The following is a 9,164-nucleotide window of genomic DNA, read 5'->3' as shown; positions in this document are numbered from 1 at the left end:
CCCCGCCGGGGAGAGGGAGCAAACCGCATTGTGCGGCCTGCAGGAGCAAGGTGTTTTAATTTGCATCTAACGGTTCCCTCTCCCTTTGGGAGAGGGCCAGGCTGAGGGAAATTACTCCACCCCTTTGCTACGCAGGTAATCTTCGTAGTTACCGCTGAAGTCCACTACGCGTTCCGGTGTAATCTCAATCACGCGAGTCGCCAGCGAGCTCACGAACTCACGGTCGTGAGAAACGAAGATCAGGGTACCCTGATACATTTCCAGCGCCATGTTCAGTGATTCGATCGATTCCATATCCAGGTGGTTGGTAGGTTCATCCATCACCAGAATGTTCGGTTTCTGCATCATCAGCTTACCAAACAGCATACGCCCCTTCTCACCACCGGAAAGTACCTTAGCCGGCTTCTTGATATCGTCCTGGCTAAACAGCAGACGGCCCAGGAAACCACGTACAACCTGCTCGTCATCGCCTTCCTGCTTCCACTGGCTCATCCAGTCGAACACGCTCAGGTCGTTATCGAAATCTTCGGCGTGATCCTGCGCGTAGTAACCGATGCTGGCATTTTCGGACCATTTCACGGTGCCGTTATCCGGCGTCAGTTCGCCGACCAGGGTTTTCAGCATGGTGGATTTACCCACGCCGTTAGCGCCGATGATGGCAATCTTCTCGCCGACTTCCATCATCAGGTTGAAGTTTTTAAACAGCGGGCCGTTTTCAAACCCTTTGGCCAGCGCTTCCACTTCCAGCGCATTACGGAACAGTTTCTTATCCTGCTCGAAGCGGATGAACGGGTTCTGGCGGCTGGACGCCTTCACTTCGTCGAGCTTGATCTTATCAATCTGACGGGCACGGGAAGTCGCCTGGCGTGATTTAGAGGCGTTGGCGCTAAAGCGGCTGACGAAGGATTGCAGGTCGGCAATCTGCGCTTTCTTCTTGGCGTTGTCGGCCAGCAGACGTTCGCGAGCCTGGGTGGCTGCCGTCATGTACTCGTCGTAGTTACCGGCGTATACGCGCAGCTCGCCATAGTCGAGATCCGCCATGTGGGTGCAGACCATGTTCAGGAAGTGACGGTCGTGCGAAATGATGATCATGGTGCTGTCGCGTTCGTTCAGCGTCTGCTCCAGCCAGCGAATGGTGTCGATGTCCAGGTTGTTCGTCGGTTCATCGAGCAGCAGGATGTCCGGGTTAGAGAACAGCGCCTGCGCCAGCAGCACACGCAGCTTCCAGCCCGGCGCGACTTCGCTCATCGGGCCGTAGTGCTGCTCCAGCGGAATACCCACGCCCAGCAGCAGTTCACCGGCGCGCGCTTCGGCGGAGTAACCGTCCATTTCGCCGTAGAGCACTTCGAGATCGGCCACTTTATAGCCGTCTTCTTCGCTCATTTCAGCCAGACCATAGATACGGTCGCGCTCTTGCTTCACTTCCCACAGCTCGCCGTGACCCATGATCACCGTATCAAGCACGGTGAACTCTTCAAAGGCGAACTGATCCTGACGCAGCTTACCGATACGCTCATTGGGATCGAGGGAGACGTTGCCCAGCGTCGGCTCTAAGTCGCCGCCGAGGATTTTCATAAAGGTGGATTTACCGCTCCCGTTGGCGCCAATCAGGCCGTAACGGTTGCCGCCGCCAAATTTGACGGAGATATTTTCGAACAGCGGCTTACTGCCAAACTGCATGGTGACGTTGCTGGTAACTAACACGGGAGTATCCTGAAGAATGTGACAAACTCCCTATTATGCCACACTTGCGAATAAAAAGCGCCCGCCTTCGCCAACGGCTAAACTGTAACGCAAGTGAAAAAAATGTGATTTCGTACACATCCGAATTCCCAGCCGCATCGAATGCACATATAATGCGCTGCAACCAACAGTCTGAATTCTCAAACAACCGCCGTAATGGCACTGATACCTCGCACAACATGAACATGAAATTAACAACGCTTTTCGCTGCAGCGCTCGCTGTCGTAGGTTTCTGCAATTCGGCCTCAGCGGTGACGTATCCGCTGCCGACCGACGGTAGCCGTATTGTCGGCCAGAATCAGGTCATCACCATTCCTGACGATAACAAACAGCCGCTGGAATACTTCGCCGCCCAGTACCAGATGGGGCTTTCCAACCTCCTTGAGGCTAACCCAGGCGTCGACACCTACCTGCCGAAAGGCGGCAGCGTGCTGAATATTCCTCAGCAGCTGATCCTGCCGGACACCGTGCATGAAGGTATCATCATCAACAGCGCGGAAATGCGTCTGTACTACTACCCGAAAGGCACCAACACCGTGATCGTGCTGCCAATCGGTATCGGCCAGCTGGGTAAAGATACCCCGATCAACTGGACCACCAAGGTAGAACGTAAGAAAGCAGGCCCGACGTGGACGCCGACGGCAAAAATGCACGCTGAATATGCCGCAGCAGGCAACCCGCTGCCGGCAGTCGTTCCGGCTGGCCCGGACAACCCGATGGGTCTGTACGCTCTGTACATTGGTCGTCTGTATGCCATTCACGGCACCAATGCCAACTTCGGTATCGGCCTGCGCGTGAGCCACGGTTGCGTGCGTCTGCGTAACGAAGACATCAAATTCCTGTTCGAAAACGTGCCGGTCGGCACTCGCGTACAGTTTATCGATGAACCCGTCAAAGCGACCACGGAGCCAGATGGCAGCCGCTTCATTGAAGTGCACAACCCGCTGTCCACTACCGAAGCGCAGTTCGAAGGCGGTGAAACCGTGCCGGTTGTCCTGACCAAAGCCGTACAGGCGGTGACCAGCCAGTCCGACGTTGACCAGAGCATCGTTGACCAGGCGGTGAAAAACCGTTCCGGTATGCCGGTTCGTCTGAACTAATTCAACCAGACGATCAAAAAGGGCGGGTTAATCACCCGCCCTTTTTTTATCCGTTATTGACGATCACAATCCCCCCGTGATCGTAGCGATAGTGGCAGTGCGCATACTCCAGCGGCGTACCGTCATCCAGATAAATCACCTGTTCCACTTCCAGAATCGGGTCACTCGCTTCACAGTTCAAATGCTGCTGGTCCAGCTCGCTGGGCTTCAGCGCGCGTACCACGCGATAAGAACCCATCATCTTCAGACCAAGATTGTCCTGTACGTAGCGAAAGACCGAATTTTCGAGATGTGCTTTACTCAACCCCGGCACCAGCGACACCGGCATGACCGTAATATCCAGCGACAGCGGCTCGCCGTTAAGCAGACGCAGGCGCACAAAATCGTACACCGGCGCATCGGCGTCAATCAGCAGAGATGCCTGCTCTTTCTCGCTGGGAAAACGGAGCTCAAAGCGAATCACCTGGCTTTCCACCTTGCCCAGATGTCCCCAGGTTTCCGTCGCCCCGGCGTAGTCGCTGCCGTGAATATCCCACCGGGAGAGCTGAAGGAAGTTCTTGCGAATAAACGTCCCCTGCCCCTGGCGGGTATAAACCAGCCCTTCAACGATAAGCTGACGCATCGCCTGCTGAATGGTCATCCGGCTGGTGCCAAACTCGGCCGCCAGCGCAAACTGGTCGGGCAATGGCTCAGCAGCGGGATACTGCCCACTGATAATCCGTTTCTTAATTTCCCGCGCTATCGCGATGTACTTCGCTGCCATCACCCGCTCCTGTTGTTACATCTCTTCGCCATTGCTATGAATTGCCCGTTTCAGCCAGTCATAGCTTTTCTTCGGCACACGTTTGAGGTCTTTTAAGTCGTGGTTTTCACGGTTGACGTAGACCACGCCATAACGCTTACGCATGTCGCCCTGCGAGCTGAGAATATCAATGAGCCCCCAGCCCAGATAGCCAATGACCTGCGCGCCGTCTTCAAAAATCGCCACTTTCATGGCATTAATATGGTCGCGATGATAGGCGATACGGTAATCGTCGGCGATCGGATTTTCCCCATCCCAGTGCTCTATCACCCCAATACCGTTCTCAATCGGGAACACCGGCAGACGCCAGTCATTGTAATAGCGGGTAATAATACTGCGAAAACCGAGCGGATCTATCTGCCAGTTCCATTCGGTGGCCTTCAGATGCGGGTTAGGCTTATCGCCGAACAGCATGTAGTTGTTCACCGGCGTGCCTGCCGGGATAGGGTCGCTGTCGAGGGTACGGCTGGCGTAGTAGCTGAACGCCATATAGTCGTTCTTCATGGTCGCCAGCACCGCGAGATCTTCCTCACGGTAGATATCGCTGAAGCCCGCGCGTTCAACAAAGTGCAGCACTTCCGGGCTATAGCCCTCTCCCGCAAAAACGCGCAGCAAATTCTGATTGAAGAATTCGTCCAGTTGCTGCGCGCAGAAGACATCGCGCGGCTTACAGGTAGCCGGGTAGACCTGAGCGTGCGCCAGCATGCCGCCCATCAATTTGCCCGGTTTGGTTTCGTGCAGATAATTCGTCAGATGCGCATGCGCCATCATCACATGGTGCTGAATTTCATACAGCTCACGTAGCGTTTTATCGCCGCGCATATAGCCGGAGATCAGGAACGTTTCCGGCATATGGTAGAGGTTTTGCTCGTTGAAGGTCAGCCACCAGGTCACCCGATCGCCAAAGCAGTCGATCATCTTTTTGCCGTAGCGGATGAACGCTTCCATCACCCGACGATCGGTAAACCCGTTGTATTTTTCAGCCAGCGCCAGCGGCATGTCGAAGTGATACAGGCAGATCATCGGTTCGATACCGCGCTCGATAAGACCGCTTATAAAGCGCTCGTAGAAGGCAATGCCTTCTTCATTAAACTCACCATCGCCGGTCGGGCATACGCGGCTCCAGGCAATCTGGAAACGGTAGCAGTTCATGCCCAGATCTTTCATCAGGTCGAAATCTTCTTCGTAGCGGTGGTAGGAATCGGTCGCGACCTTCCAGTCGGAAGCAAACTCTTTTGGCTCGCGGATATCGTATACCGACATCCCTTTGCCGCCTTCATTCCAGGCACCTTCGGTCTGCATGCTGGAGACGGAATTCCCCCACAGGAAGTTGGCGGGCAGTGATGGTTTCATGATTCGACTCCTATATGACTAGTCATTTAAAATTCATGACTAGTCATATAACGCAAAGTCGAAAAAGTGCGCAACCCTGAAGATCGTTTTTTGTGAGATGAGTGAGAGTGTGGGCACAGAGGATGGGTGATGTAGGCCGGATAAGGCAGCGCCGCCATCCGGCAAGGCACACCCAGTTGCCTGATGGCGCTGCGCTTATCAGGCCTACATTCGGTTGACGAGCAGGAAGAGCCCATACCCTACCGCCGCCGCCCACAGCAGCATTGGGATCGAATAGAGGTGGAAGCGCCACCAGATGCGCCGATCCGCCGCCATACGCAGCGCAATCAGGTTAGCCAGCGACCCCGGCAGCAAGCCAAATCCGCCGACGTTTACCGCCCACGCCAGCAGCATCGACGGCGGGACATAGTTAATCAGCAGGATGGTCGACGGCACGTTGCTAATCACCTGCGACAGGCCGATGGCCGTTAACCACAGCGGCACGCCGGACAGCGTACTGACGCCGCCGAGGGCGTGCTGCAGTACCGGCAGTTGAGTCAGCAGATGCACGTCGATAAACATCGCCATAAAGACCAGCAGCAGCGCCCAGTCGACGCTGAACACCACCCGGCGGGCAAGCAGCAGGAAGCCCGCTGCGACTATTGCCAGTCCCCACAGCTCTTGCTTCATCTCCAGCGCGGCGAGGAAAATCAGATAAAACGCCAGACAGCTCCACACCAGCAGCGGCTGCCATTCTGGCGTGCGATCGCTGCTTTGAAACACCAGCTTTTTCGCCGGGAAGCAGCACCAGCACAGCACCAGCAGGGTGGCCATCATCGCCAGCGCAAGCGGCAACATCTGCAGTGTAAAAGCAGGGAAAGACAGCCCCGAACGCCCCCACAGCAGGATGTTTTGCGGGTTGCCGATCGGCGTGAGCAGCGAACCGGCATTGACCGCCAGCGCCTCGAAGATAATCAGCCGATTGATCGGCAGCGCGCACCACTTTTTCAGCGTCAGGGTGAGCGGCACGACGATAAACAGCGCCACGTCATTGGTCAAAAAGGTCGAAAGCAGCGCCGCCGCCAGCACCATAAAGATGGCCAACTGACGCTCGGTGGCAAAACGGCGCGCCATCTTTCGCCCCAGCACATCAAAATAGCCGCTCTGCTCAACCCCTTTGGTCAGCAGCATCAACCCGCTTAGGGTAATGATGGTGTGCCAGTCAATCGCCTCCGGCCAACGCCCGGGCGCGAAAGGAACAAAAATACTCAGCAGGATGCCGACAATCACCAGCAAATGGAGAAAACGGTCACGCGCCAGCGAGCGTATAAAAGGAAGGTTCATTCCACGATTTGCCCGTGCTTCAGGGTAAACTGACGGAACATGTCCAGCGTCTCTTCGCTAACATGATGCTCAATACCTTCAGCGTCACGTCGTGCAGTATCCGCGCTGACGCCAAGTACCAGCAGGAAATTTTCCACGACCTGATGGCGCTCGCGGCTCTCCTGCGCCAGCTTTTCCCCTTCCGGCGTCAAAAATACGCCGCGCCAGGGGATCTGTTCGATCAGCCCGACGCCAGCCAGACGTTTCAGCATTTTCGCCACCGTTGGCTGAGAAACGCCTAAACGTGCCGCCATGTCGACCTGACGCGCTTCGCCCACTTCACGAATCAAATCGGAAATCAGCTCAACGTAGTCGTCAATCAGCTCGCGGCGATGCGCTTCACGCACCTGGCGAAACCCTTCCACGTGCTCTTCAACGTTAACCAGCTGCGTCACTTTTTTTGTGATTGGCGTACCTGCGCGACGGCCCATAAAGCTTCCTCATCTGTGCGACGCCTGAACGCGTCATATCAAGTTCGCTCATTGTAATGGATTGTGACCCAAGCACAAAAATTTAACGTTTTAGCCATAGCTATAAAATATAGCCTGTGCTATATCTGTATGTAATGCAAACGCTCATCAAGGATCGACGGGCCTGAAAGCAGGAGGAACCATGAACGAATTCAAGAGGTGTATCAGCGTGTTTAGCCACTCTCCCTTTAAAGTACGTTTGATGTTGATCGGTATGCTGTGTGACCTGTTCAACAACAAATCCCAACAGGACACTCCGTCCCGCTAAGCGGCGTCGCGACGCCGCTTCATCAGGCTGTCATCTTGTGCTGGCAACCTACCCGTTTGTGCCCAAAAACCCCGTTTATTTTCTGGTTTTGTAAGCGTCCTCCCAAAACAATTCGTTATCAGTAGTTGACCCAATAATAAGCTCGCTTTATCTTCTTGCAGCCCTGTACTTTGCATCCCCCTCTTCACGCATCGTCTGGCCAATAAAGCCCCCTTGACGCCAGGGGACGCACATGGCGTTTTGATAGTTGTAATCTATGAATCTAACCCTGAAAGACACCCTTGCTGCACGTGGGCTGGCCGTTAGCCCGTGGACGGGATTTTATTTTTTACAGTCGATCCTGATAAACCTGGCGCTGGGCTATCCATTTAGCCTGCTGTATGCGGTGGCATTTACCTGCGTACTGCATCTGCTATGGCGCACGCTGCCTAAAGTGCAGAAGGTGGTGCTGGGGGTTTATTCGCTCGTGGCCGCGCTCTATTTCCCCTTTAGTCAGGCCTACGGGGCACCGAACTTCAACACGCTGCTGGCGCTACACTCCACGAATGTGGAAGAGTCGACGGAAATCTTTACCATCTTCCCGTGGTACAGCTACCTGGTGGCGGTGTTTATTTTTGCGCTTGGCGTCATTGCCATTCGTCGTAAAACCACGGATAAAAAACGCTGGGGCGTGATAGAGACGCTGTGCCTGCTATTCAGCATCGGCGTGTTCTTCGTCCAGCCGATTCAAAACAAGATTGATGGCTGGGGGTTTAAGCTGAAAGATAGCGGCTACCCGGCCTTCCGCTTCGTGAAAGACATCATCGTTAATAACAACGAGGTTATTGATGAACAGCAGCGCATGGCGGAGCTTTCCGGACTGAAAGACACCTGGAACGTGGTGGCCGTGAAGCCGAAATATCATACCTACGTGGTGGTGATCGGTGAAAGCGCGCGACGCGACGCGCTGGGCGCCTTTGGCGGTCACTGGGATAACACGCCGTTCGCCAGCTCGGTCAATGGTTATCTGTTTACTAACTACATTGCCGCCAGCGGCTCTACGCAGAAATCGCTGGGGCTGACGTTAAACCGCGTGGTAGACGGTAAACCGCTCTACCAGGATAACTTCGTTACCCTCGCCAACCGCGCCGGTTTCCAGACCTGGTGGTTCTCCAACCAGGGGCAGATTGGCGAGTACGACACGGCTATCGCCAGCATCGCCAAACGCGCCGATGAAGTGCACTTCCTGAAAAGCGGCGACTTCGAAGCGGATAAAAATACCCGCGATGAAGATCTGCTGAAGATGACCGCCCAGGTGCTGTCGACGACGCGCAGTCAGCCGCAGCTGATTGTGCTGCATATTATGGGCTCGCATCCGCAGGCCTGCGACCGCACCCAGGGCAAGTATGCGCAGTTCGTACAGTCAAAGGAAACGTCATGCTATCTGTACACCATGACCCAAACCGACAGCCTGCTAAACCAGCTTTACGATCAGCTGCGACGTAACACCGACAGCTTCTCGCTGGTTTACTTCTCTGACCACGGGCTGGCGTTTAAAGAGCGTGGCAAAGCGGTACAGTATCTGGCGCACGATGATAAATATCAGCAGAATTTCCAGGTGCCGTTTATGGTGCTGTCCAGCGATGACAAAGCGCACAAGGTTATCAAGGCGCGTCGTTCCGCCAACGATTTCCTGAGCTTCTTCTCGCAGTGGACCGGGATCCAGACCAAAGAGATTACGCCGAAGTATCGCTTCATCTCGTCGCAAAAAGCCGGCAAGGTCTACATCACCAACTTCCAGTTACAAAAAGTGGATTACGATACGCTGAAGACCGATCTATTTGATCCCAAAAGCTAATTTCGCCCTTCCTCTTTCGCTATCCGTTTGCCTTTCACGCCGGTAAACGGATAGCGAATCGCCCCGGCGTTGGATGACTATACTTGCTGCTTGCCATAGTTCCGGACACGGTAAATTCATCGTCGCCACTTACCTGGGCAGCAGGAGATATTCGGGAGGCGCTGGGTAGCGGTATTGCGGCGGGATGTTGAATCTGGCGGGAAATAGGTTTACAAAGGGCATTAAAAAA

General features: G+C 54.8%; 8 protein-coding genes. 3 read left to right on the top strand and 5 right to left on the bottom strand.

What is annotated here, in order from left to right; genetic code table 11:
* Positions 1-111: 111 nt before the first annotated feature.
* On the bottom strand, positions 112-1,704 hold the full coding sequence (locus M989_RS20870; RefSeq protein ID WP_064548496.1) for an ABC-F family ATPase: 1,593 nt from the start codon (positions 1,702-1,704) through the stop codon (positions 112-114).
* A gap of 218 nt (positions 1,705-1,922) precedes the next feature.
* On the opposite strand from M989_RS20870, the gene ldtB reads away from it, so the two are divergent.
* On the top strand, positions 1,923-2,843 hold the full coding sequence (ldtB, locus tag M989_RS20865; RefSeq protein WP_122983138.1) for a L,D-transpeptidase: 921 nt from the start codon (positions 1,923-1,925) through the stop codon (positions 2,841-2,843).
* Between the two features lie 46 nt (positions 2,844-2,889).
* On the opposite strand, the gene M989_RS20860 is transcribed toward ldtB, so the two are convergent.
* From M989_RS20860 to mntR, 4 genes are all read right to left on the bottom strand, one after another.
* Complete coding sequence (locus M989_RS20860; RefSeq protein WP_064548492.1) at positions 2,890-3,606, bottom strand: GntR family transcriptional regulator; 717 nt, start codon at positions 3,604-3,606, stop codon at positions 2,890-2,892.
* Positions 3,607-3,621: 15 nt separating this feature from the next.
* On the bottom strand, positions 3,622-4,998 hold the full coding sequence (locus M989_RS20855) for a glycoside hydrolase family 1 protein (protein WP_064548490.1): 1,377 nt from the start codon (positions 4,996-4,998) through the stop codon (positions 3,622-3,624).
* A gap of 204 nt (positions 4,999-5,202) precedes the next feature.
* The gene (locus M989_RS20850; protein WP_064548488.1) at positions 5,203-6,321 is read right to left on the bottom strand and encodes an anion transporter; all 1,119 of its coding nucleotides are present in this window, start codon (positions 6,319-6,321) and stop codon (positions 5,203-5,205) included.
* On the bottom strand, positions 6,318-6,791 hold the full coding sequence (gene mntR / locus M989_RS20845) for a manganese-binding transcriptional regulator MntR (protein ID WP_064548486.1): 474 nt from the start codon (positions 6,789-6,791) through the stop codon (positions 6,318-6,320). The genes M989_RS20850 and mntR overlap by 4 nt, the downstream gene beginning before the upstream one ends.
* 181 nt (positions 6,792-6,972) lie before the next feature.
* On the opposite strand from mntR, the gene mntS reads away from it, so the two are divergent.
* Both mntS and M989_RS20835 read left to right on the top strand, forming a co-directional pair.
* Positions 6,973-7,098: a manganase accumulation protein MntS gene (gene mntS / locus M989_RS20840; RefSeq protein ID WP_064548484.1), complete on the top strand. Its 126-nt coding sequence runs from the start codon at positions 6,973-6,975 to the stop codon at positions 7,096-7,098.
* Between the two features lie 256 nt (positions 7,099-7,354).
* On the top strand, positions 7,355-8,935 hold the full coding sequence (locus tag M989_RS20835; protein WP_064548483.1) for a phosphoethanolamine transferase: 1,581 nt from the start codon (positions 7,355-7,357) through the stop codon (positions 8,933-8,935).
* Positions 8,936-9,164 lie beyond the last annotated feature (229 nt).

The sequence above is a fragment of the Kluyvera georgiana ATCC 51603 genome, assembly GCF_001654985.1.
Classification (GTDB): Bacteria; Pseudomonadota; Gammaproteobacteria; order Enterobacterales; family Enterobacteriaceae; genus Kluyvera; species Kluyvera georgiana.
Note: the sequence above shows the minus strand (reverse complement) of the source record. Positions and strands in the feature narration are given on the sequence as shown.

Coding starts and splice junctions, on each gene's coding strand:
- mntS (WP_064548484.1), top strand. CDS start 6,973: ATGAACGAATTCAAGAGGTGTATCAGCGTGTTTAGCCACTCTCCCTTT.
- M989_RS20850 (WP_064548488.1), bottom strand. CDS start 6,321: ATGAACCTTCCTTTTATACGCTCGCTGGCGCGTGACCGTTTTCTCCAT.
- mntR (WP_064548486.1), bottom strand. CDS start 6,791: ATGGGCCGTCGCGCAGGTACGCCAATCACAAAAAAAGTGACGCAGCTG.
- M989_RS20835 (WP_064548483.1), top strand. CDS start 7,355: ATGAATCTAACCCTGAAAGACACCCTTGCTGCACGTGGGCTGGCCGTT.
- ldtB (WP_122983138.1), top strand. CDS start 1,923: ATGAACATGAAATTAACAACGCTTTTCGCTGCAGCGCTCGCTGTCGTA.
- M989_RS20855 (WP_064548490.1), bottom strand. CDS start 4,998: ATGAAACCATCACTGCCCGCCAACTTCCTGTGGGGGAATTCCGTCTCC.
- M989_RS20860 (WP_064548492.1), bottom strand. CDS start 3,606: ATGGCAGCGAAGTACATCGCGATAGCGCGGGAAATTAAGAAACGGATT.